At 29.3% G+C, this 24123-nt stretch carries 23 protein-coding genes and 1 pseudogene; 17 read left to right on the top strand and 7 right to left on the bottom strand.

From position 1 onward, the window contains the following. The 3 genes from KSU54_RS03590 to KSU54_RS03600 are packed head-to-tail and all read left to right on the top strand — an operon-like array spanning position 1 to position 2513. The gene (locus tag KSU54_RS03590; protein WP_003536432.1) at positions 1-1302 is read left to right on the top strand and encodes a pyrimidine-nucleoside phosphorylase; all 1302 of its coding nucleotides are present in this window, start codon (positions 1-3) and stop codon (positions 1300-1302) included. Positions 1303-1325: 23 nt separating this feature from the next. After that, complete coding sequence (locus tag KSU54_RS03595) at positions 1326-2165, top strand: Cof-type HAD-IIB family hydrolase (protein ID WP_003536433.1); 840 nt, start codon at positions 1326-1328, stop codon at positions 2163-2165. A 27-nt stretch (positions 2166-2192) separates the two neighbouring features. Beyond that, a complete protein-coding gene (locus KSU54_RS03600; RefSeq protein WP_008791390.1) occupies positions 2193-2513 on the top strand; it encodes a helix-turn-helix domain-containing protein in 321 nt (106 codons plus the stop codon). Between the two features lie 80 nt (positions 2514-2593). Here KSU54_RS03600 and KSU54_RS03605 read toward each other — a convergent pair whose 3' ends face one another. The 7 genes from KSU54_RS03605 to KSU54_RS03635 form a co-directional block, all read right to left on the bottom strand. Next, entirely contained in the window at positions 2594-3421 is an 828-nt protein-coding gene (locus KSU54_RS03605; protein WP_003536435.1) for a hypothetical protein, read from the bottom strand. Position 3422: 1 nt separating this feature from the next. Next, on the bottom strand, positions 3423-4061 hold the full coding sequence (locus KSU54_RS03610; protein WP_008791392.1) for a class D sortase: 639 nt from the start codon (positions 4059-4061) through the stop codon (positions 3423-3425). 32 nt (positions 4062-4093) lie between these two features. Beyond that, a complete protein-coding gene (locus tag KSU54_RS03615; RefSeq protein WP_003536450.1) occupies positions 4094-4642 on the bottom strand; it encodes an LPXTG cell wall anchor domain-containing protein in 549 nt (182 codons plus the stop codon). A gap of 292 nt (positions 4643-4934) precedes the next feature. Beyond that, a complete protein-coding gene (locus KSU54_RS03620; protein WP_003536453.1) occupies positions 4935-5912 on the bottom strand; it encodes a hypothetical protein in 978 nt (325 codons plus the stop codon). A 2-nt stretch (positions 5913-5914) separates the two neighbouring features. Then, on the bottom strand, positions 5915-6640 hold the full coding sequence (locus KSU54_RS03625) for a CpsD/CapB family tyrosine-protein kinase (RefSeq protein WP_003536454.1): 726 nt from the start codon (positions 6638-6640) through the stop codon (positions 5915-5917). Continuing rightward, on the bottom strand, positions 6641-7417 hold the full coding sequence (locus KSU54_RS03630; RefSeq protein ID WP_003536455.1) for a tyrosine-protein phosphatase: 777 nt from the start codon (positions 7415-7417) through the stop codon (positions 6641-6643). Between the two features lie 2 nt (positions 7418-7419). Next, positions 7420-8103 (bottom strand): YveK family protein, encoded by a 684-nt coding sequence (locus KSU54_RS03635; RefSeq protein ID WP_008791393.1) that lies wholly within the window; start codon positions 8101-8103, stop codon positions 7420-7422. 389 nt (positions 8104-8492) lie between these two features. Between KSU54_RS03635 and KSU54_RS03640 the strand changes: the two genes are divergently transcribed. The 14 genes and pseudogenes from KSU54_RS03640 to KSU54_RS03705 all read left to right on the top strand — a co-directional run. Continuing rightward, positions 8493-10442, top strand: a complete 1950-nt coding sequence (locus KSU54_RS03640; protein ID WP_217746737.1) for a polysaccharide biosynthesis protein — start codon at positions 8493-8495, stop codon at positions 10440-10442. 119 nt (positions 10443-10561) lie between these two features. Continuing rightward, positions 10562-11083: an antiterminator LoaP gene (gene loaP / locus KSU54_RS03645; RefSeq protein WP_009009214.1), complete on the top strand. Its 522-nt coding sequence runs from the start codon at positions 10562-10564 to the stop codon at positions 11081-11083. A 542-nt stretch (positions 11084-11625) separates the two neighbouring features. Continuing rightward, complete coding sequence (locus tag KSU54_RS03650) at positions 11626-12351, top strand: CpsD/CapB family tyrosine-protein kinase (RefSeq protein WP_217749032.1); 726 nt, start codon at positions 11626-11628, stop codon at positions 12349-12351. A gap of 9 nt (positions 12352-12360) precedes the next feature. Beyond that, positions 12361-14214, top strand: a complete 1854-nt coding sequence (locus KSU54_RS03655) for a polysaccharide biosynthesis protein (protein ID WP_117792126.1) — start codon at positions 12361-12363, stop codon at positions 14212-14214. Next, a complete protein-coding gene (locus KSU54_RS03660; protein ID WP_117792124.1) occupies positions 14211-14774 on the top strand; it encodes a PglD-related sugar-binding protein in 564 nt (187 codons plus the stop codon). Before KSU54_RS03655 ends, KSU54_RS03660 begins: the two co-directional genes overlap by 4 nt. A 35-nt stretch (positions 14775-14809) precedes the next feature. Further along, positions 14810-16591: a sugar transferase gene (locus KSU54_RS19115; RefSeq protein ID WP_117792122.1), complete on the top strand. Its 1782-nt coding sequence runs from the start codon at positions 14810-14812 to the stop codon at positions 16589-16591. A gap of 2 nt (positions 16592-16593) precedes the next feature. Beyond that, positions 16594-17679 (top strand): glycosyltransferase family 4 protein, encoded by a 1086-nt coding sequence (locus tag KSU54_RS03670; protein WP_117792120.1) that lies wholly within the window; start codon positions 16594-16596, stop codon positions 17677-17679. Next, complete coding sequence (locus KSU54_RS03675) at positions 17676-18809, top strand: glycosyltransferase family 1 protein (protein WP_117792118.1); 1134 nt, start codon at positions 17676-17678, stop codon at positions 18807-18809. Before KSU54_RS03670 ends, KSU54_RS03675 begins: the two co-directional genes overlap by 4 nt. A gap of 14 nt (positions 18810-18823) precedes the next feature. Then, positions 18824-19708: a glycosyltransferase gene (locus KSU54_RS03680; protein ID WP_117792116.1), complete on the top strand. Its 885-nt coding sequence runs from the start codon at positions 18824-18826 to the stop codon at positions 19706-19708. Then, positions 19708-20592, top strand: coding sequence for a glycosyltransferase family A protein (locus KSU54_RS03685; RefSeq protein ID WP_167309591.1), 885 nt, complete (start codon positions 19708-19710; stop codon positions 20590-20592). Before KSU54_RS03680 ends, KSU54_RS03685 begins: the two co-directional genes overlap by 1 nt. Further along, entirely contained in the window at positions 20589-21665 is a 1077-nt protein-coding gene (locus KSU54_RS03690) for an EpsG family protein (protein ID WP_117792113.1), read from the top strand. The genes KSU54_RS03685 and KSU54_RS03690 overlap by 4 nt, the downstream gene beginning before the upstream one ends. Before the next feature lie 203 nt (positions 21666-21868). After that, positions 21869-22828 (top strand): DUF6625 family protein, encoded by a 960-nt coding sequence (locus tag KSU54_RS03695; protein ID WP_117792111.1) that lies wholly within the window; start codon positions 21869-21871, stop codon positions 22826-22828. Between the two features lie 63 nt (positions 22829-22891). Then, positions 22892-23935: an NAD-dependent epimerase/dehydratase family protein gene (locus tag KSU54_RS03700; RefSeq protein WP_226814641.1), complete on the top strand. Its 1044-nt coding sequence runs from the start codon at positions 22892-22894 to the stop codon at positions 23933-23935. Position 23936: 1 nt separating this feature from the next. Further along, positions 23937-24123: pseudogene (locus tag KSU54_RS03705) on the top strand (UDP-glucose 6-dehydrogenase); the annotation flags it as partial.

Here is a 24123-nt window from a genome sequence, read left to right on the forward strand (position 1 = left end):
ATGAGAATGGTTGATTTAATTGAATTAAAGAAAAATAATCATGAGTTAACAAAAGAACAAATCCATTTTATTATTAAAGGATATAATGATGGCAATATTCCAGATTATCAGATGAGTGCTTTTTTAATGGCAATATGTTTTAATGGGCTGTCTAAACATGAAACGGCTATCTTAACTGATGAAATGCTTCATAGTGGGGAAATAATTGATCTAAGTGAAATTGCAGGTGTAAAGGTTGATAAACATTCAACAGGTGGTGTTGGAGATAAAACATCTTTAGTTTTAGGACCAATGGTTGCAGCTTGTGGGGTTAAAGTTGCTAAGATGTCGGGGCGTGGTTTAGGTCATACAGGGGGAACATTAGATAAATTAGAGTCGATTCCGGGTTTGCAAATTCAAATAAGTAAAGATGATTTTATTAAACAAGTTAATGAAATCGGTATCGCGATTATTGGACAAAGTGCTACACTAGTACCGGCTGATCAAAAAATGTATGCACTGCGTGATGTAACTGCAACTGTTGATTGTATCCCTTTGATTGCTTCATCGATCATGTCAAAAAAATTAGCGTCTGGCAGCGATACTATTTTATTAGATGTAAAATATGGGGAAGGTGCTTTTATGCAAACTAAAGAGGAAGCTAAGCGCTTGGCACAAACAATGATTGAAATTGGACAACATCTAGGTAAAGATACTCGAGCAGCTATTTCAAACATGAATCAACCGCTAGGAAAAGCAATCGGGAATTCTTTAGAGGTAATTGAGGCGATTGATACATTAAATGGAAGTGGTCCTGAGGATCTTTTAAATCTTTGTCTTGAAGCTGGCAGTCATATGTTAGTACAGGCCAAAAAATGCAAAAATGAAGAGTCCGCTTTAAAAATGCTTAAGCGAGTAATTGATACTGGTCAAGCATTAGATAAATTTAAAGAAATGGTTAAATATCAACATGGAAATGATGAGTATATTGGTAATCCTGAGTTGTTTACTAAAGCTAAACTAATTATTGAGGTTAAAGCTAAGCAAGCTGGGTATATTCAAACTCTTGAAGCTAAAACATTAGGAATAGTTTCAATGAAATTAGGCGGTGGTCGTCAGACTAAGGATGATGTTATTGACCATAGCGTAGGGATTATCTTAAATAAAAAAGTTGGAGATCAATGTAAGGTGGGAGAAGTATTAGCTTATATCCATGCAAATAATGAAGTAAGCGATGAATTAATTAACGAATTATATGGAGCTTATAAAATTGTTGATTTTTTTGTTGAAAAACCGATACTAATTGATGAAATCCTTGTATAATATAGTCATAACGGAGGATAAAGATGGGTAAATATTTATTTTTTGACATTGATGGAACTTTAATTGGTCCAAGTAAACGAGTAACTAAGAATACTGAAGAAGGAATAAAGAAAGCACGGGCAAATGGTCATAAAACATTTTTATGTACGGGACGTGCTCCGGTGTCGATAATGAAATCGATACGGGATATTGGATTTGACGGAATAATTTCTTCAGCCGGTGGTTTTGTTAGTATTGATGGTAAATACATCTTTGAGAATTTTATTAACCAGTATGTTTTATCAGAAGTAATGCTTTTATTTACTAATGCTAAAATTTTATTTAGCTTAGAAACTAAAGATGCTTTGTATCAAACACCAGGTGTCCAAGATTTTTTTGAAAAGAAGCAAGCAAATATTCTTGAAGGAAATCTTGAATTAGCACGTTTTTTAGAAGAGCGTAGAAATGAAGAAGTACGTTTACCAATCAGTGAATTTAACATTTTGCAAACGAAAGTAACAAAAGTATGTTTTATTGCAGAAGATAAGTTGGCATTTTATGACTGTGTAAAGTATTTAAGTGAGTTTTTTAATATCGTTATTTTTTCTAAGGAAACAGACGATTTTATTAATGGTGAAATTATTTTAAAAAATTGTACTAAAGGTGATGCAATGAAACGAGCAGTTGCATATCTAGGTGGAGATATGAAAGATACGATTGCTTTTGGTGACAGTATGAATGATTTTCAAATGATTAGCGAGGCAGCTTATGGAGTAGTATCGTATTTAGCTCCTGATAAGTTGAAAGCAATTGCGGATGATACATTTGAAGAGCCTGATGATGATGGAATCTTTAAGTGTCTGCAGCGATTAGGTTTAATTTAAATTGGGGTAATGTAAAAGAGGTTTATCTTGACATTAGGGAAAGTGTTAAAAAGAATTAGAAAAACAAAGCAGATTCCCCAAAAAGAAATTGTTAAAGTGTTGAAAATCAGTAAGAGTACTGTCTATCGATTTGAAAAAGGTGGAAACATTGACACCAATAATTATCTTAAGTATTGTGAGTATTTGGGTATTGATGCAGGAATTCCTTATTTTATCAGCAATCATGATGATTTTTATCGACTGTTTAATCGAATTACACGAAGTTCATTTGATTATGAAGTATTTGAGCTGGCTTTTTCAAAAGCTTTAATTAAGACCGCTGAACAAATATTTGATAATTACACATAACAGTTAAAAGGCCTATAATTTAAGTTAGAGCCTTTTTTCTTTATAAGCAAAATAAAACGCTTGTATTAATTACAAGCGCATTATTTTCGTTCAAATTTTATATACGCTACAATATTTGCTAAAACAATCATTACTAAACCAACGATTACAAATGTCAACATGTAAGAGTTTAAGGTACTTGTAAAGAAATTATAGAAATATGCAGGTGATAAACTGATTTTATCAATAAATTTACCAATATAGATAAAGAATGGTAAAGCGAAACACATTAAACCAGAAGCCGATAGGGCATATGAGAAATAGCGTCTTCTACCTTGATAATGACTATATAGGCGATATAATAAGAAACTTGCTAATCCGATTAAAACAACTAAAGCTGCTGCCGCAATTAAAAAGATTCCATCATATGTATTTATAACATCAATAACAAGGGCTAGATAAGGGAATGATAAATAGCTTTTGTATAAATCAATCAAGTTACTTTTCAGTACGCTAATTGCTTCTTGTGATTCACTATTAATAATAATATTATTAGTTGTTAAATAGTTATCTATATCCTGGGTAAGTTTTGTTTCAAATTCAGTTGTGTTAATAGTGGTTTCACCACCATCAAAGGCATTATTAATGTATTTTTCCATTGCTGTTTTAGCAGTATCTTCATCAACATAGTTTTCAAACATTTCTATAGGAAATCCTGTTGACTGTGTTTCTTGCTGGATCTCTTCATTTAATGATACAACTGATTGTTTATAAAAATCAGCTCCATCCATTTTAGAAATTAAGAAACCTGGAGACATAACAGTAAAACGAGTTACTGTTAGAACTACTAAGATACTTAGAAAGATTGCAATTAATAATGATAAAATATACGATAATGTAGTTCGACTACTTGATTTTTTTCTTGCCATGTTATTGTCCCTCCAAGATCGTTGGACCACTTATTTTATCTGCATAAACAAATAAACGGTCAGCTTTGTAACCAATCAATTCGAATGGATAACATGTATATAAGATCAATTGTTCTTTCTCGCTTTGGGCAAGATCGTAATTTGATTCATCAGTAGCTTTACCAATTTTAGTATCTGTTATTTTATATTCAAAATCACCATAATGGGTAGATATTTTAATAATATCTCCAACATTGACATCACCTAAACATTCAAAGTAAGGCAATGAGTGACCGGCAATTAATGAAGTACGGTTAAATCCTGGTAAAAATGAACCGTTGAATAATCCAGCGCCTTTACGAAGCTGATCATTACCATCACCATAGTATAGGTTAATTGTCTTGTTGACAGAATCAATGGTTATTTTACCAAATAGGTCACCATAAGAAGGCATTACTACTTCTGAAGCTTTAATAGTAGCAGAACTAACTAGTTTATTTTTATATAGATCTTTGTTGCTGTTATCATTTAAATTTGGTGCATGTTCACTAGCAACAAGACTGTAAATAGACATGACTGGTTCAATAATTGGACTAATTATTAAAAATAATACTAGGTAGCAGATAATGGTAAAAGATAATGGCACTAATACTAGTGCCATTATCTTTTTTTGCTTATGTTTTAATCGCACGATTATTTAACTAAAAGTTGTTTTCTCTTAGCGTAATATCCTGCACCGAATAATACAGCTACAAGTCCAGCTGCCATTACAGCAGTTTGAGTGAAATCATAACCAGTCTTTTTGATAACGTTTGTAGTTGAATAAACAACTTCGCTACCTTTGTAAACAGTGACAGTACCATCAGCACCAACTTTAATAGTTAACCCAAGTACATCAGCTGCAGCTTGAGCGAAACCTAAAATTGCAGTGGCATGAGCACCTTTGATAGAAGCGATATCTTTAATATGATTAGTTTGCATATAAGATTTAGCTCCTTCAATGTTGTTCAAAATAGTAGTCACTTGAGCAGCTGTAACATCATTGTTAGTTAAGTAATTTTTAGCAGCATTAATATCAGCAGCTTTTAGATTAACTTTAACTCCATCAACTGTAACACCAGCTTCTAAAGCATCGATGATTTTTTGTTCATCAGCAGTGATAGAACCAACAGCACCAACAGTTGAGATAGTTGCAACAAACATTAAGCAAGCTACCATTAAAGAACTTAAAAGTTTCTTCATCTTGTCCCCTCCTTTTTAGTTTTAGAATATTTGCGAAAGATACACAAATATACACATATATAATATATCTTTTTTGGCATAATAACAAGTAATTAGTTAAATTTAGTTATTTAAATTTGAGATAATTTTGTGACAATGATAAAAAATACAAAAAAATATTAAAAATTTGATATATAAAAAACAATTTATTTATGATATAATAATATCTTTTATATTTTTTTTAAGTTAATTACTGTTAACTATAAAAAAACACTTTAATTTTATTAAAAATTAAAGTGTTAAACTAGTTTATTTATTTTAGATAACCTAATTTAGTCATTTTATCAGTAAGCTGTTTTGCTAATAATTCATTATATTTGCTATTTCCATTTATCTTGTCATCTAAAAGACTAGACGGAGTATTTTTATTAGCTAGATTTGTTTTATCTTGAGCAGTTTCTGTAATTCCTGCATCTTTTAAACCGCTTGTTAATAAATAACTTTTAAAATCTAAATAATGATCACCATGTGTTGTCTTCAATAAATTATTTGTAGCATCACGATCATCTTGAGTTAATGATACAACAATATATTTATCAGTGTTAAATGCACTAATAATTTGTTTTTGATATTCAGCTAAGCTTCCTTGAACACTTTCTTCATAAGAACCAGTAAATAATATTAAGATGTTATCCTTATTAATTTCAGGTTTTGTTACTTCTATTTTAGTTAAAGTATTGATTTTACTACTTTCACCAGCTTTTGAACGTTTGAAAACTAAACGATTATTAGCTGTATCATAATTGATGGAACCTTCAATGTTATTGATTGTACATTTATCAATATTGGTCTTACTTGTTAAAATAGCATTTACGGCCTGACCATTTTTATCTAATAAGGTAATTGTAGTTTCTTCACTTTTTGCAGGAATCGTAAAGTTATTAACATAGATTTCACTAACGCCAAATTTAATTGCTAAAGCAAGACTGTTAATAGAGTCATCTCCAAAAGTAGTAATAGTTGTATTAATGCTATTTTCTAAATATTTGGGATAACTGGTATTTTTGCTAGTTCCAATCGTTGTACTATCACCAACGCAATAGATAGTTGGTAATTTGTTTTCTAACGATGTTTGATTATTGTTTTTAGAAGTATCGACAGTTTGATTATCTTGCTTGAATTTTTTTGCTAACTGGTTGGTTTGGTAACGATCATAGGCAAATAATGCTACTATTAAAATACAAAGAATTGGAACAACAATAAGAAAAATACTGTTTTTTTTATTTTTCATTGTTAGTAATAGTAGTAATATCCATTGCTAGAGCCATCTTGCTCTACTTGAGTTAATACTGTTCCAAGGATATTGACATTATTCTTTTGTAAGATTTCGATTGAAGCCTTAGCATCTTTACGACCAGTTAGTTGTGATGAGCAAACAAAGATTGTTCCATCAACCACATTACCAATCGGAATAGCATCACTAACTAACATAATTGGAGGACAATCAATGATAATAAAATCGTATAATCCTTTTAATTCATTAATAAAGTCTTCGAAGATTTGACTACTTAATAATTCACTAGGGTTTGGTACTTTGACCCCAGAAGTTAAAACTGATAATTTTCCTACAAACGATTCATCTTCAATGAATTGGAAACATTTTGAACTAATTTTTTTAGTTTCACCATATTCGATCAAAGCGTTAGTTAATCCTCGTGAGTTCGATAGTTTTAAATAACGATGCTGGGTAGCTTTTCTTAAATCAGCATCAATCAATAAGACATTTGCATATTTCGTTGCATATATCATCGCTAAGTTTAATGATGTAGTACTTTTTGATTCACTAGGAATTGAAGATGTCACGTTGATTGCTTTAACATTTTTACCAACAGTAGAATATTCGATGTTTGTTCTAATGTGGCGGTATACTTCTTTAAAATCGATTTTCCCATGCTTTTTATCTGGCGAAGTAATCAGATATGTGTCTTTTTCACTCTGTTTTTTATTCTTTTTAAACATTTATTTTCTCCTTTTAAACCAAGGTAATTTAGATATTTTACGAACTTTTATTAATTCAGGCGCATGTCCATTGATAATGGCTAGAGGGTTATCATACATGAGTCTAGTTAAATCCTCAGCTTGATATTTTTTTGCTAAAACTTCATATGTCTCTTGGAGATTAACACTACGTTTACCATTAGGGCGATGAACATCATTAGCGATTACATGAACCATACCATTATCTAATAGCTGGTATGCGTTTTCTTGAATCATACTACCATGGATTCCTAATAAACTAGTGCTGTTAACTTGAATAATATAGCCACGATCAATCCACTCTTGAATTAGATTTAAATCAATACTATGATGAAAATAACGTTCTACATGAGCGATAACAATTTTTTGCTTTATTCCATATTCATATAGACGATCATCATAATCTTCGGGTAATTTTTGAGTAACATTAAATTCAACAAGTAAATACGGTCCATTGTTAATAGTTAAATATTGATGATTATCTAATAGTTCTAGATAGTCTCCATTAAGCATAACTTCACAACCTGGATAGATTTCAATTTGATATTCTTTGGCAAGCTTTTTTAATTCCTCAATCCGTTCTTTAATTTGTTCAAACTCTTTTGCTGTAGTTGTTCCTGGAGTAAGATGAGGAGTTGCTACAATTTTAGTAATATTTTGAATTTGAGCTTTTTTTAATGCTGCCTGTGCATCTTCTCGAGTTTCGATACCATCATCAACATTCCAAGCATAATGACTATGTATATCAATAAATGCCATGGTTATTCCTCAAAGAAAGGGACGATTCCCAATAGAGGGACCCCTAGATATTGTTCAGCTTGTTCACCGTTTTTAATTTTAGTATCTAATAGGTATGTAAGTAATAAATACCCCAAACTAATAACGATACCGGCTACTGCCCCAATAATAACATTTTTAACCATGCTTGGTGAAACCGGATTAGGATTTACTTCAGGCTGATCAACGATCGTAACATTTGTCACATCTAGCTTTTCTTGGATTAAAGTTGTAAAAACACTAATTGTTTCATCAACGATTCTTTTAGAAAGTCCAGGATCAACAGTTGTTGAAGAAATTTCAATAATTTGTGTATCAGTAGTATTTGTAATACTTAATGAACTGCGTACTTCGGCAGAAGTAATATTTAAGTTTTTAGCAACTTGATCTTGAATGTTATTACCTTGTAATAATTTAACATAGTTATTTACCATCATTTTATTTGTATTAACTTGAGTTGAGTCTAATGATCCATTAACTACATCAGCTTTTAATAATACACTTCCTTGTGACTGGTATTTTTTACTTATTAGAAAGGTAGTTGCAGAAGCTGCAATAATTATTCCGACTAAGGCTAAGATAATAATCAAGCGAATATTCTTTTTCAGTAATTTCAATAATTGTGATAAGTCGATTTCAACTTCATCATTTAATTCATTTTTATCCATAAGTCCTCCCATTATTAATATATTGAATAAAACTATTCCAAAACGTATTATCCTTTATAAGCGGATAAAATGCAAGAAATTACCAATAAAAATTAATATTTATTGTAGAAAAATGTTAAAATAGAATGTGTGACAGAGTTGTTATTTTATAAATTTAAAAAAAAGAATGAAAATAAGATTAAATTTATGATGGATATTGTCGGTAATTGTAATAAAATAGAGAAAATATGGAAAATCACTTGATTTATTGTCTTAAATTAATCATAATTGCCTTGTATATTTGATAGAATCTTTTATCATGCTTAAAAATAGAATGTTAAATGATTTTAGAAAATCGAGAAATGATAAGTAGTTACTTTTCTGAGTTTCTAGAAGGGAGATAGAACAGAATGAAAAGATTGGGAGAAAAGACGCAACTGAATATTAGACGAATATTTTTAGTTAGTTTTGATGTTATTAGCATTATAATTGCTGCATATGGATCTTTATTATTGAGATTCAATGGACCTATTGAGTCTCAGTATCTACATAGAGTAAATATATTGATTGGTTCAATGATATTAATTGGATTAGCAATCTTTATTACTTTTCGTCTATATCATAGTTTATGGCAGTTTGCATCGATAATTGAACTAAAAAATATTATATTTGCGTCGATTATGAGTGCCATAGCAAATATCTTAATATGTGAATTGACTGGAAATCCATTACCAAGAAGTTGTTATTTTATTTACTTTTTATTATTAGTATTGATGGTTGGGGGAAGTCGATTTATTTATCGTTTTATTAGGTTATATGCGGCGTGTCATAATATAAGGGGAAGAAAAGAGCAACGACCTTTAGAAAAAGTAATGATTATTGGTGCCGGAGTTGCTGGGGAAAAAGTTTATAAGGAGATTTTAGGTTCAAAGAGTATCTATAAAGAAGTTATTTGTTTTATTGATGATGAGCCAAGTAAATGGAATCGAACAATTCATGGGGTTTCAATATATGGTGGTCGTGATAAGATCATTGAAGCTGTAAATAAATATAAGATAGAAGAAATTATGGTAGCGATGCCTTCAGCAAGTAAAAGAGATTTAATCGATATCTTTAATATATGTAAAGAAACAAAATGTAAGTTAAAAAAGTTGCCTGGAATATATCAGTTTATTAATGAAGATGTTCATATTTCTGATTTAAAAGAGGTTGAGATTCAAGATTTATTAGGACGTGATCCAATAAAAGTTAATTTAGCTGATATTATGGGCTATGTAACCGATAAAGTTGTTATGGTAGCAGGTGGGGGCGGATCAATCGGTAGTGAATTATGCCGTCAAATTGCTGCAAATAAACCAAAACAATTAATAATTGTAGATATTTATGAAAATAATGCTTATGATATTCAATTAGAATTAAAGCATAATTATCCAGAACTTAATTTAGAGACTTTAATTGCTTCTGTAAGAAATGAAGTCAAGGTCAATAAATTATTTGAGATTTATCATCCTGATATTGTTTATCATGCGGCTGCACATAAACACGTTCCTTTGATGGAAGATTCGCCGAATGAGGCAATAAAAAATAATGTTTTTGGAACATTAAATGTTGCTCGAGCTGCAGATAAATATAATGCACAAAAATTTATTTTGATTTCGACTGATAAAGCAGTCAATCCAACTAATGTGATGGGTGCTACAAAAAGGTTATGTGAAATGATTGTTCAAACTTACAATAAAAGATCACAAACTGAATACGTTGCTGTAAGATTTGGCAATGTTCTAGGTTCGAATGGCTCGGTAATTCCAATATTTAAAAGACAAATTAAAGAAGGTGGACCTGTAACAGTAACTCATCCTGATATAATTCGTTATTTTATGACAATCCCTGAAGCAGTATCGTTAGTTCTTCAAGCAGGTGCCTATGCTAAGGGTGGTGAAATTTTTATTTTAGATATGGGTGAGCCAGTAAGAATAGCTGATATGGCAAAAAATTTAATTAAATTATCTGGTTATGAACCGGATGTTGATATAAAAATCGAGTATACTGGATTAAGACCAGGAGAAAAGTTATATGAAGAATTACTTATGGAAGAGGAGGGGCTTCAAGATACTCCTAATCATATGATTCACATTGGAAAACCGATTGAGATGAATGAGGATACATTTGTTGAAAGATTAATAAATTTAAAAGAAGCTGCATATGGAGAAACAGATGATATTCGTTCATTGATTAAGGAACTTGTGCCAACTTACCAATATGGTATTACTCCAAAGAGAAGAAAGACACCAGAAATAAAGAAAGATTCACATGTTCAAGTTAATGAACAAGTTCAAGTTAGTAAAACTGTAAATATTTAAAAATGATTAATCGTGGTAATCGTCGCTATGTCGCGTTGCCATGGCTAATTTGTAATATGCTAAAGGCCAGTCTGCATTTTTATGTGGACTGGCGAAGCATACCCAAATGGAGGAATGGCATGTATGAAAATTGGTATGTGATTCAAGTCAGAACTGGTAAAGAGGAAAAAATCAAGAATACTTGTGAAAAGCTTATTTCAAGGGATATTTTAGAAGAATGTTTTATTCCAAAATGTATTAGATTAAAAAAATATCAAGGAACTTGGAAAGAAGTTGATGAAGTTTTATTTAAAGGCTATGTATTTATGATTAGTGATCATATTGATGAACTATTTAATAAGTTGAAGCTTATTCCTGATTTAACGAAGGTTTTAGGTAATGATGGTGAATTTATTTGTCCGATTTTAAAAGAAGAAGCAATTTTTCTTTTGAAATTTGGAAAAGAAAAACATATTGTTGATCTTTCTCAAGGTTATATTGAGGGTGATAAAATCAATATTATTAGTGGTCCCTTAGTGGGATATGAAGGAATGATCAAAAAGATTGATAGACATAAGCGAGTTGCTTATATCGAAGTTAAATTATTTGATCAAATTACAATGGTCCAGGTGGGCCTTGAAATTATAGGCAAAAGCTCATAGACAGACATGGGGCTTTTTTATTTTAAAAATAATTACTTTTAGTGATCGTCGCTATGTCGCGTTATTATAAGTAATTTGTAATATGCTAATACGGCTAGTATTTGTATATAGATGAATGATTGAATGAATATATCTATATCGATATATTCTAGATTTGATAGATGTAAAATGATATGTATTAGCAAAGCTCTAGGTAATGATGCCCAGAGCTTTTTTTGTTAGGGCAGTTCTAGAAAATAAAATAATACTTAGTATGAATTGCTGTGATATTTTTTGGCTTATGTTATTATCACAGATTAGTTGAATGTTTAAAATACCAAGTATGATAGTTTATTTGTTCTAGTGATAAATATATATAATTAGATTTTCATGAATAGTACTAGAAAATATAGAAACAACACATCTTGTCTCTGTAAAATAAATCAAAATTATTTTGTGATAGTCTAATTTACTTCCCTGGTCATATGTTTAACAGCTGGTAGAACTGCCAATTTATTAAAGCTGTATGATGACTGGTGAATAGTTTTCAAAGGAGAGAGAAAATGTTAGGAAGAAAGAGAAAAAAGGCCGTAAAAAGTACACATAAAATTATTGATAAAAGTAACAAAAATAATCATGTTGATTATCAAGAAGTATATCGTAACATTAGGACTAATATTGAATATTCAGCAGTAGGAAAAAATGTTAAAGCAATTAATATCACATCTTCAATTAGTAATGAAGGAAAGAGCACTACGGCTTTAAACTTAGTGATGATATATGCAACGAAATATGCAAATGTCTTATTGATTGATGCTGATTTAAGAAGACCGACCCAACATCATTATTTAAAACTATCGAACTCACGAGGATTAACTAACGCTTTGATCGAATATGGTGAAACTAAAAAAATTAGTTCAAAATATTTTCAATTTATTGAAGATGAATCATTTGAGGGAAAGTTATCAGTACTAACTGCTGGCATCAAGGTACCAAATCCTAGTGAGTTAATTAGTAGTGATATCTTTGAAGAGTTTATTAATGAGCTGATGAAGCTGTATGATTTTATAGTTATTGATTGTCCACCAGTTATGTTAGTTAGTGATGCTATTCCGATTGGTAATGTGGTTGATGGAACGGTTTTTGTTTGCTCATCACAACTAACTGGTCGTAAAGATGCTAAGGCTTCAATCGAAATCTTACAAAAGAATAATGTCAATATCCTTGGAACTGTATTAAGTCAAGTAGAAGTTGAAAAGGATAAATACAATAATTATTACTATTATTAAGGAGGGGCAATGAGAAAGTTTAGTGTAAGAAGAATTATTTTAATTTTAATTGATTTAATTTGCATTATTCTAGCAAGTTTTTTAGCGCTATTTCTTAGGTTTAATGGAGAAATTCCAAGCTATTATTTTAATATATTAAAGAATTTAATGGGACTGGAGATTTTTATCTCGTTGGTGATTTTTTATCTTTTTAAACTTTACCGTAGTTTATGGCAATTTGCTTCAATTAATGAGCTTAAAAATATTCTTAGCGCTGCAGTAATTGATAGTATTGCTAATGTTTTTTTATTTGAAATAGCCGATAAAAGTTTACCGCTAAGTTGCTATTTTATATATTTTTTATTGATTACCATGTTTTTAGGGATAACAAGATTGATTTATCGAATGACTAGATTATATCGAACAGAAAAGGGCAGTGATAATTATAAAGAGCGACGCTCCTTGGAAAAAGTAATGATTATCGGTGCAGGGATGGCAGGTGAAAAGGTTCTTAATGAAATTTTTAATTCGCAGTATGTATATAAAGAAGTTGTTTGTTTTATTGATGACGATCTAAGTAAATATAAATTAACGGTTCATGGCATTCCTATCGCTGGTAATCGTAATAAAATCATTGAAATGGCTAAAAAGTATAAAATTGATGAAATTCTTGTTGCTATTCCATCAGCTGATAAAAAGGAGTTAGCTGATATTTTAAATATTTGTAAGGAAACTAAATGTCATATTAAAAGATTGCCAGGGATGTATCAGTTTATTAATGATGGTTTTCAAATCAGTGATTTTAAAGATGTTGAGGTTCAAGATTTATTGGGGCGTGATACAATTGAGGTTAGCTTAGAAGATATTATGGGTTATGTAACCAACAAAGTTGTTATGGTAACAGGGGGCGGTGGTTCAATAGGTTCTGAATTATGCCGGCAAATCGCTGCTAATCATCCAAAACAATTAGTTATTGTTGATATCTATGAAAATAACGCATATAACATTCAGCTTGAGCTTCAACATGATTATCCTGATCTTAATTTAGAAACTTTGATTGCTTCGGTACGAAATGCAGATCGAATTGATAAAATATTTGAAATATATCATCCTGATATTGTTTATCATGCGGCTGCACATAAACATGTTCCTTTGATGGAAGATGCTCCAAACGAGGCTGTTAAAAATAATGTATTTGGTACTTTAAATGTAGTAAAAACAGCTGATAAATATAAAATACAGCGTTTTATTCTTATTTCGACTGATAAGGCAGTAAATCCGACCAATATTATGGGAGCAACAAAACGGTTATGTGAAATGATCGTTCAAACATATAATAAAAGATCACAAACTGAATATGTTGCGGTAAGATTTGGAAATGTTCTTGGTTCAAATGGTTCGGTAATACCATTATTTAAAAAACAAATTAAAGCAGGGGGACCGGTAACTGTAACGCATCCTGATATTATTAGATATTTTATGACAATTCCAGAAGCGGTGTCACTAGTATTACAAGCAGGCGCATATGCTAAAGGTGGTGAAATCTTTATTCTTGATATGGGTAAACCAGTAAAAATTGTTGATATGGCGCGAAATTTAATAAAGCTATCTGGATATGAACCAGATGTAGATATAGAAATAGAATTTACCGGCTTAAGACCAGGAGAAAAGTTATATGAAGAACTATTAATGAAAGAAGAAGGACTACAAGAGACTGCGAATAGAATGATTCATATTGGTAAACCAATTGAATTGGATGAGAGGATACTTTTTGATAAACTTAAGAATCTTAAAAAAGAAGTTTATGAAGAAATTGAAGATATTAGGCCGATGGTACAGGAACTGGTACCGACATATAAATATAAAAAGGAAAAGATAGGATGAGAAAATTATTGATCATAGGTGCTGGAGGACATGGGAGATGTTGTCTTGATATAGCTAGAGATATGGATATTTTTGATAAGATTTCTTTTCTTGATGATAACCAAATTAATAAAATAATCAATGATTGTAAAGTAATTGGTTCTATTGATGAAATGAGTTCTTATTATCCCGAATTCACTCATATTCATATTGCGATAGGCAATAACAAACTTAGAAGTAAATTGCTTTTACAAGCCAAAGAAATTGGTTATTCATTACCTATATTAAAACATCCTTCAAGTGTTGTGTCTAAGTATGCATCTATAGGGGCAGGTTGTGTGCTATTCCCCTGCTCCGTAATAGAAGCGAATGCGGTAATTGGTAATTGTTGCATTATTACTTCTGGTGTTGTCATCAATCATGATGCACAAATCGATGAATATGTTCTTGTTAATACAGGAACAGTGATTCGCCCCAATACAAGAATTAACAAATATGCAAGTATAGGCAGTCGTTGTTTAATAACGATGAATAAAGAAATTGAAATGAATCGAATTATTGAAGATGGTACTCAAATATAACCATCTTTTTAGTTTGAGTAAATATGGAGGAAAAAATGATAACGGATAAACAAAAGAAGTATCTACTACTAAAAAGAGGAGTCGATATTGTTTTAAGTGGTGGAGCTATTGTTGTACTAAGTCCAATACTAGGCTTATTAGCTTTAGCTATCAAACTAGATTCTCCTGGGCCAGTACTATTTAAACAAAAAAGAGTTGGTAAAAATAAAGAACTATTTGAAATATATAAGTTTAGAACAATGAGGACAGATACACCTAAAGATATGCCTACTCATATGTTAAAAGATCCAGATCAATTTATTACTAAAACAGGTAAATTCCTAAGAAAGACTTCTTTAGATGAATTACCGCAAATCTTTAATATCTTTACAGGAAAGATGTCCGTCATAGGTCCTAGACCAGCTTTATGGAATCAAGATGACTTGATTTCAGAACGAGATAAATATCATGCGAATGATGTAAGACCGGGATTAACTGGGTGGGCACAAATTAATGGTAGAGATGAATTAGAAATAGATGTTAAAGCTAAGTTTGATGGTGATTATGTTAATGATATGGGATTAAAGATGGATATCAAATGTTTTCTAGCTACTATTGGATCAGTACTATTAGGGGATGGAGTAGTAGAAGGTGGAACAGGAGAACTAGAAAAAACTGTCGATATTCAAATTATAGATCCCGAAAAGATAGAAAAAGAAGCAAAGATAGGAGCTGCTGTGGTAACAACTGCAGGAACAGTCGGACTAACAGGATTAGGGCTAATCTACAGACATTGTAAAAAAGATAAAATGAAGGGTAGGAAATCTTATAAGGGAGTTCTTTTTATTTTAGCTACTTTATCATATGCAGGTTACACAGCATATACAAATGTCAAACGTAAAGTACAGTTACAAGATAATCAAATTAATAAAAAAGAAATTAAAGAAGTTAAACAACTTTCATTAAAGAGAGTCTTAATAACTGGTGCTAATAGCTATATTGGAGAATCGGTAGAAAAGTGGTTAAACAATTCAGACGATGAATATGAAGTTGATACATTAGATATGTTAGATCCTAATTGGAAAGAATATGATTTTTCTAAATACGATACAGTATTCCATGTTGCAGGTATAGCTCATGCTGATGTTGGTAATGTATCTGATGAAGTTAAACAAAGATACTATAAAGTAAATACTGATCTAACTTTAGAAGTAGCAAATAAGGCAAAAGAAGCTGAAGTAAAACAATTTATATTTATGTCTTCAATGATTGTCTATAGTGGTTGTGAAACTACTCATATTACAAAAGATACTAAACCTAAAGCAGAAAACTTCTATGGTGATAGTAAACTACAAGCTGATTTAAAACTACAAGAAATGGACGATGAGTCATTTAAGGTTGTGGTAGTAAGACCACCAATGATTTATGGAAAAGGATCAAAAGGAAATTATCAACAATTAGCAAAACTAGCAACGAAATTGCCAATATTCCCAATTGTTGATAATAAAAGATCGATGTTACATATAGACAATCTTTGTGAATTCATTAAGTTAATGATTGATAATGAAGAATCAGGAGTATTCTTCCCACAAAATGCTGAATATACAAATACATCAGATATGGTACAAATAATAGCAACTATAAAAAATCATAATATTATTACGATTCCTGGATTTAAACAAGTAATTAAGCTGATGATAAAGATGAATAACAAAGTAGGACAATTATCCAGTAAAGCTTTTGGGGACTCTTACTACGATATGGATATGAGTATGTATAAAGATAAATATCAAGTTAATAGCTTATTAGAGTCAATTAAGTTAACAGAGGGAGAATAATAATGAAAAGAGTACTATTTTTAGTAAATCATGATGTTGTTATTTATAACTTTCGTAGAGAACTTGTCGAAAGGCTATTAAAAGATGGTTATGAAGTTATTATTTCTTCTCCTTATGGGAAGAGAATTGACCTATTAAAAGAAATAGGATGTAAATTCATTGAAGTGAAACTAGATAGACATGGAAAAAATCCATTAGATGAACTTAAATTAATTGCATACTATAAAGAACTTATAAAAACGATTAAGCCATTAATTATATTTTCATATACTATTAAACCTAATTTATATGGGGCATTGGCTGCTTCATTTTGTAATGTACCAATAGTAGCAAACATCACTGGACTAGGAAGTGCAGTAGAAAATCCTAGTTTAATGCAAAAAGCTATGATTGGATTATATAAATTAGCATTTAGAAAAGTACAAACTGTATTTGTACAAAATACTGAAAATCAACAATTCTTTATAGATAACAATATATCAGTAGATAAATTAAAACTTTTACCTGGATCAGGAGTTAATCTAAAACAGTTTCATGTTTTGGATTATCCAAATGACGAAAAGATAGAGTTTGTTTTTATTTCTAGAATTATGAAAGAAAAAGGGATTGATTATTATTTAGAAATGGCTAAATACATAAAAGATAAATACCCTCAAACTCATTTCCATATCTGTGGGTTTTGTGAAGAAGAATATCAAGATGTTTTAAGTGAATATGAGGATAAAGGGATTATTACATATCATGGATTAATTATGGATGTAAGAGATGTTTTGTCTTATACACATTGTACAATTCATCCAACGTACTACCCCGAAGGATTAAGTAATGTACTACTTGAATCCTCTGCTTCTGGTAGACCTATCATTACTACAGATAGAAGTGGATGTCGAGAAGTAGTTGATGATGGTGTTAATGGCTATATGATCAAACAAAAGGATACTCAATCATTAATTGATATTGTAGAGAAGTTTATTTCTTTAACTAATGATGAAAGAAAAGAAATGGGATTAGCAGGAAGAAAGAAAGTAGAAAAAGAATTTGATAGGCAAATTGTTGTTGATGCATATTTATCAGAGGTAAGCAAATGAGTATGGTTGTAGATAATCTTCAAATTAGGATTTTACATGTTCTTGGTTCTCTTGATCGTGGTGGTGCTGAGACTATGATAATGAATCTCTATAGAAATATAGACAGATCAAAGGTTCAATTTGATTTTTTAATACATACAGATAGGGAATGTGATTATAACGAAGAAATAAGAAGTATGGGTGGAAAAATATATTCTTTAAAAAGATTTAAAGGATACAATTTATGTCAGTATATCAAACAATTTAAAGATTTCTTTATAAAACATCCAGAATATGAAATAATTCATGGTCATATGAGAAGTACCGCTTCTATTTATTTAAAGATTGCTAAAAGCATGGGTAGATACACCATTGCTCATAGTCATAATACATCATCTGGAAATGGAATATCAGCTTTAGGAAAAAATTTAATTCAACTTCCCTTGAGGTATATTGCAGATTATTATTTTGCGTGTTCTATCGAGGCAGGTGAATGGCTTTTTGGAAAAAAAATTATAAAAAGTGATAAATTTTATATTTTGAAAAATGCAATAGATATGGGAGCATTTGTATTCAATCAAAATATTAGAGATTTAAAGAGAAAAGAGTTAGGGTTTGAAGATTTTTTTATAATTGGAAATGTTGGTAGATTTCATGAACAAAAGAATCATTATTTTACATTAAATCTTTTTAATGAATTTTTAAAAGAAGAACTGAATTCAAAGTTAGTCTTAGTTGGAGAAGGTGAACTAAAATCGGAAATAAAAAAATATGCTGATGAGCTAGAAATAAATGATAAAGTAATTTTTTTAGATTCTCGCTCAGATATAAATGAACTGATGATGTCTTTTGACGTATTTATTTTTCCATCAAAATATGAGGGACTAGGAATTGTCGCTATAGAAGCACAGTCTTCTTCTTTACCAACTTTATGCTCTGATAATGTACCTAGAGAAGTAAAAATTACAGATATTATTAGATTTATAAGTTTGGATGATATGAGCAAATGGATTAAAGAACTAAAAAAAATAAAGAATAGTAAAAGAAAAATTATTAAAAAAGAAGATGTAGTAAAAACTGGATATGATATTAAATCATCTAGTGCTTTTTTATTCAAGTTTTATGTGAATATTTATAAAAATAAATTTTGACAAGGAGGTAATACATGAATATTTGTGGAGTTGTAGTTTTTTTTAATCCAAGTGATTCTTGTATTAGCAATATAGATAGTTATATTGATCATCTAGATAAAATAATCATTGTCGATAATTCTATTAATGATAATATGAATTTATTTGAAAACAAAGATTTTAGTTACATGAAAAAAATTCAATATATACCACTATATGATAATAAGGGACTTGCTGTAGCTTTAAATGTCGGATGCAGGAAAGCGGCGCAATTAGATTATGAATATGTTTTAACAATGGATCAAGATTCCTATTTTGATAGTGGTGCACTACAAAAAATGATGAATTTTGCTAAAAATGATGTAGATAAAAAATATGCAATCGTTTCTCCTAATGTTAGGTCACTATATTATGATGGATTAGAAGAAAAAGAAGCATATATTCAATTTGATACAGATAAGAATACTATAAAGAATTGGACTATGACATCAGGGAGTTTAATGCATTTAAATAGTTTTATAGAAATTGGTGGCTTTGATGAAAAAATGTTCATAGCTCATTTAGATATTGATTTGGGTATTAAAATCCATGAAATAAATAAAAGTATTATTGTAATTCATGATTCTATTTTAAATCAACATTTTGGTAATTCAAAACCTAAAAAAATATTATGGAAAACTGTTCATCCATCTTATGCTAATCCTGTTAGAACATACTACTTGTTTAGAAATCAAAAGTATTTAGAAAATAAGTACGGAAAAGACGCAAAGAAATATATTGGAGTATCGCTTTGGAAATTCTTCATTAAGATAACATTATTTGAAGATAGAAAAAGAGAAAAATATAAAATGATGATGCGTGGGATTAGAGATTCAAAAAAACAAGTTATGGGTAAATATGATGAAGGTAGGTATAAATAGTGAAAGAATTAACAGTTTTAACTCCTACTTACAATAGAGCAAAACTATTAAATAAATGTTATGAGACTTTATGTAAACAAACTAATAAGGAGTTTATTTGGTTAATTATAGATGATGGTAGTATTGATGATACTGAAAAAGTTGTAGCAAAATGGATGACAGAGAATAAGATTGAAATTAAATATTATAAGAAATCAAATGGTGGAAAGCATAGAGCAGTAAATTATGGAGCAACATTTGTAGATACTAAATTGACAATTATATTGGATAGCGATGACTATTTAATAACTACAGCAATACAGGATATATATAATTTATATAATTTAAGTAAAAATGAAAAAAATATATGCGGTTTCACCTTTTTGAAGAAATATCCAGATGAAAGCTTGATGGGCGATAGATTTCCAAATAATGGGAGGTACAATTTTATAAAATGGCGTGTAAATGGTGTTGTCACTGGTGATCAATGCGATGTAGTTTACAGTAAATATCTAAAAGAATATCCTTTTTCAGAGTATGATGGTGAAAAATATATTGGTGAAAGTACATTGTGGATAAAACTAGGTCAAAAATACGACATGATATGTGAAAATAAAGCGATATATGTTGCTGAATATTTAGAAGGCGGACTAACTAAAAATGGTAGAATAGTCAGATTAAAATCTCCAAATGGCGGAATGGAATATGCTAATTTATGTTTAATAAAACGGAGTTCGATAAAAAGAAAGATAAAATATGCTCCAATATATGTTGCGTATGGACTTTTATCAAAAAAAGGAATTTTAGAAATTATTAAAGAAGCAAATACAAAAATCAATGTTTTGCTAGCTTTTCCAGTAGGAATTTATTTAAGAAAAAAATGGAGAAGAGAATATAAACTATGATTTATTATATTTCAATGGCAACATTAATGTTTTTTGGATATTTTGTTAAAAACAGAAGGAGTTATTATATATTTTTAATTGTTATTTTATTCGCTTTTACAGCATTTAGAAATATTAATTTAGGTGGTTCTGATGCGATTTCTTATCAAGCTTTTTTTAGAGATACACCTGTACTTGGCGATTTTTTTCAAAATTTAGGATCTTATAGATATGAGAATGGTTTTGCATTTGTTAATAGCTTATCAAAAAGTATTTCAAATAATTATCTAGTATATCAAATATTATATACGTTCATAAGTACGATTTTACTGGTACGATTAATTAGTCATTTAGATATGACATATAAAGAAAAGTGCTTATTTTTATTTACATATTTTTGTTTTAGATATTTTTTAAATTCTTTTGTACTACTTAGACAAAATATTGCAAATTTAATAATATGGAACTTAATCGTTGATAATTGGGATGGAATAAAGAAAACTGCCATATCTATATATATTTCTACTTTATTTCATGTTACGTCAATGTTTAATTTTATTGTATGGCCTTTATTATTAAAATTGCAAAAAATTAATAAAAAATATATTTTCATTGGAACAATAATACTATCTCTATTTTTGCTATTTGCAGGTTCAAATATAATTAATACTGGTATAAATTATTTTGTTAGATTAGTAGGACCCAAGTATAGTAAATATATTATTGAAAATGGAGAAACAGTTCGTGGCTTTAATTTTATTTATTACATTATCAGATTTGTAATTATTACCTTATTTTACATTTTCTATGACAAAATTAATTATGACAAGAAAGATATTTTATTTTATTGTGGATGTGTAGCAATTGTTGTTGGGTCAATCGATGTTGAGATATTCACAAGAATGATGGAATATTATATGATTGCTTTTTATATAATGTGTACAGTTATATTTAGAGCATTTACACGTGAAGAAAAAAGTATATTGATTTTTATATTTTTTATTTTAATGATGATCATATTAATTAGAAGTTTATATACAACTTCAGGCGGGTTATTTTTAGACTATAGTTTTTTAATTAGAAAATTCATATAGAAGATTTTGGCTTTTTATTTTAAGAGGATAACGTATATTAGAAGATAATGTAGTATTGGGTAACAAAAAGTATTTGTAACAGGTGTAGCTGGATTTATAGAATCTAAATATTATTAAAGGAATTTAATAGTACTAGAGCAATCAAATAATCTAGTTTTTGGGAATTAATAAATTATAATCTATACATGATTAGAGGAGAAAAAATGAATAAAATAGCTATAATTATACCATATTTTGGTAGTCTGCCTAATTATTATGACGTATGGAAAAAATCAGTCATAAAAAATGAAACAATTGATTTTTATTTAGTTACGGATATTAAGAATATAAAAAATGAAAAAAATATTCATGTAATATATACTACTTTACAAGAATTAAAAGACAAAATATCAATGATGCTTAAATTAGAAGTTTCATTAGAAGTACCATATAAATTGTGTGACTATAGACCAGCATATGGTGAAATATTTAGGGACATTTTAAATGAATATGATTTTTGGGGATATTGTGACATGGATTTAGTATTTGGCAATATCAGAGAATTTATTACGGATGAAATTTTAAATAAAAATGAGCGAATTCTTTTATTAGGACATTTGTCATTGTTTAAAAATACAACTAAAATGAATAATTTATATAAAGATAATGGTACATATCCAGAAAAGAATTATATAGAAGTTTTTCAAACACCGGATTCATGGTATTTTGACGAGTTTGGTGGAATGTATACAAAATGTTTGAGAAATTCAATTAATCTATTTAATAATGCACCGATTGCTAATCTTCTACCAGTGTATCCTTTTTTTGAATACCATGGTAAACCGGTTATAATAGAATGGAATAATGGAAAGTGTTTTGCTATCAGTGATACTGACAAAGTAGAGTTATTATATGCGCATTTTAGTAAAAGAAAGTTTAAAATAAAAACTAGTTCTGATTTTGTAGATGTTATTAGTATACTACCCACTGAAATTAGGTTCGGTGAAAATGCAAATAGAAATGATATTGTTAAAGTTACAAAAAAGAAATTATATAGAATCATGTATTTATATATCAGAAATAAAAATAGTAAAAATTCAATTTATAAGAATATTAATAGATATATTTGGGGCTTTAAAGTTACTAGATATATAAAGCAATGTGAATCTACTTATAAATATTAATATATATTATTTGGTATTTTTGTTTGTATTAAATACGAAGGAAAAATGTTAGAGGTTAATGGTATGTTAAATAATAAAACAGTATTTGTAACAGGTGTAGCTGGATTTATAGGATCTAACTTAGCTAAAAGATTATTAAAAGAGTTTGATGGCATTAAAGTAGTAGGTATTGATAATATGAATGATTATTATGATGTATCTATTAAAGAATGGAGATTAAAGGAATTACAAAGCAATACTTCCTTTACTTTTTTTAAGGGAAGTATTGCAGATAAAGAAATAATTAATAATATTTTTGAAGAATATAAACCAAGTGTAGTAGTAAACCTAGCAGCACAAGCAGGAGTTAGATATTCAATAACTAATCCTGATGCTTATATAGAAGCTAACTTAATTGGATTCTATAATATCTTAGAAGCTTGTCGACATAATGAAGTAGAACATCTAGTATATGCATCTAGTTCAAGTGTATATGGATCTAATAAAAAAGTACCATATAGTACAGAAGATAAAGTAGATAATCCAGTAAGCTTATATGCAGCAACAAAGAAAAGTAATGAATTAATGGCACATGCTTATAGTAAACTATATAATATACCTTCAACTGGTCTTAGATTCTTTACAGTATATGGACCAGCCGGAAGACCAGATATGGCTTACTTTGGATTTACAAATAAACTAAGAAACAATGAAACAATTAAGATATTTAACTATGGTAATTGTAAAAGAGATTTTACCTATATTGATGATATAGTAGAAGGAATAATAAGAGTAATGAAAAATGTTCCTGAAAAGAAAATAGGAGAAGATGGTTTACCTGTACCACCCTATAGTGTTTATAACATTGGTAATAACCATCCTGAAAACTTATTAGACTTCGTATATATTTTACAGCAAGAATTAATTAGTGCCGGAGTACTACCAAGTGATTATGATTTTGAATCACATAAAGAATTGGTTGCAATGCAACCAGGAGATGTACCAGTAACATATGCAGACACTACTCCATTAGAACAAGATTTTGGATTTAAACCAAATACATCATTAAGATATGGACTTAGAAGTTTCGCGAAATGGTATAAAGAATTTTATATTGGAGATGAGTAATATGAAAATTGCAGTAGCAGGAACAGGATATGTAGGATTAAGTATCGCTACATTATTAGCACAACATCATGAAGTGATGGCTATAGATATTATTGAAGAAAAAGTTAATATGATTAACAATAGAAAGTCTCCAATTCAGGATAATGAAATTGAGGCTTTTTTAAGTACAAAAAATTTAAATCTAGTAG

The sequence above is a fragment of the Erysipelatoclostridium sp. MSK.23.31 genome, assembly GCF_019125875.1.
GTDB lineage: Bacteria > Bacillota_I > Bacilli_A > Erysipelotrichales > Coprobacillaceae > Thomasclavelia > Thomasclavelia ramosa.

Excerpts from the sequence above, each read along its gene's own strand:
- KSU54_RS03590 (WP_003536432.1), top strand. The coding sequence starts at position 1 with ATGAGAATGGTTGATTTAATTGAATTAAAGAAAAATAATCATGAGTTA.
- KSU54_RS03595 (WP_003536433.1), top strand. The coding sequence starts at position 1,326 with ATGGGTAAATATTTATTTTTTGACATTGATGGAACTTTAATTGGTCCA.
- KSU54_RS03605 (WP_003536435.1), bottom strand. The coding sequence starts at position 3,421 with ATGGCAAGAAAAAAATCAAGTAGTCGAACTACATTATCGTATATTTTA.
- KSU54_RS03610 (WP_008791392.1), bottom strand. The coding sequence starts at position 4,061 with ATGGCACTAGTATTAGTGCCATTATCTTTTACCATTATCTGCTACCTA.
- KSU54_RS03615 (WP_003536450.1), bottom strand. The coding sequence starts at position 4,642 with ATGAAGAAACTTTTAAGTTCTTTAATGGTAGCTTGCTTAATGTTTGTT.
- KSU54_RS03620 (WP_003536453.1), bottom strand. The coding sequence starts at position 5,912 with ATGAAAAATAAAAAAAACAGTATTTTTCTTATTGTTGTTCCAATTCTT.
- KSU54_RS03625 (WP_003536454.1), bottom strand. The coding sequence starts at position 6,640 with ATGTTTAAAAAGAATAAAAAACAGAGTGAAAAAGACACATATCTGATT.
- KSU54_RS03630 (WP_003536455.1), bottom strand. The coding sequence starts at position 7,417 with ATGGCATTTATTGATATACATAGTCATTATGCTTGGAATGTTGATGAT.
- KSU54_RS03635 (WP_008791393.1), bottom strand. The coding sequence starts at position 8,103 with ATGGATAAAAATGAATTAAATGATGAAGTTGAAATCGACTTATCACAA.
- KSU54_RS03640 (WP_217746737.1), top strand. The coding sequence starts at position 8,493 with ATGAAAAGATTGGGAGAAAAGACGCAACTGAATATTAGACGAATATTT.
- loaP (WP_009009214.1), top strand. The coding sequence starts at position 10,562 with ATGTATGAAAATTGGTATGTGATTCAAGTCAGAACTGGTAAAGAGGAA.
- KSU54_RS03650 (WP_217749032.1), top strand. The coding sequence starts at position 11,626 with ATGTTAGGAAGAAAGAGAAAAAAGGCCGTAAAAAGTACACATAAAATT.
- KSU54_RS03655 (WP_117792126.1), top strand. The coding sequence starts at position 12,361 with ATGAGAAAGTTTAGTGTAAGAAGAATTATTTTAATTTTAATTGATTTA.
- KSU54_RS03660 (WP_117792124.1), top strand. The coding sequence starts at position 14,211 with ATGAGAAAATTATTGATCATAGGTGCTGGAGGACATGGGAGATGTTGT.
- KSU54_RS19115 (WP_117792122.1), top strand. The coding sequence starts at position 14,810 with ATGATAACGGATAAACAAAAGAAGTATCTACTACTAAAAAGAGGAGTC.
- KSU54_RS03670 (WP_117792120.1), top strand. The coding sequence starts at position 16,594 with ATGAAAAGAGTACTATTTTTAGTAAATCATGATGTTGTTATTTATAAC.
- KSU54_RS03675 (WP_117792118.1), top strand. The coding sequence starts at position 17,676 with ATGAGTATGGTTGTAGATAATCTTCAAATTAGGATTTTACATGTTCTT.
- KSU54_RS03680 (WP_117792116.1), top strand. The coding sequence starts at position 18,824 with ATGAATATTTGTGGAGTTGTAGTTTTTTTTAATCCAAGTGATTCTTGT.
- KSU54_RS03690 (WP_117792113.1), top strand. The coding sequence starts at position 20,589 with ATGATTTATTATATTTCAATGGCAACATTAATGTTTTTTGGATATTTT.
- KSU54_RS03695 (WP_117792111.1), top strand. The coding sequence starts at position 21,869 with ATGAATAAAATAGCTATAATTATACCATATTTTGGTAGTCTGCCTAAT.
- KSU54_RS03700 (WP_226814641.1), top strand. The coding sequence starts at position 22,892 with ATGTTAAATAATAAAACAGTATTTGTAACAGGTGTAGCTGGATTTATA.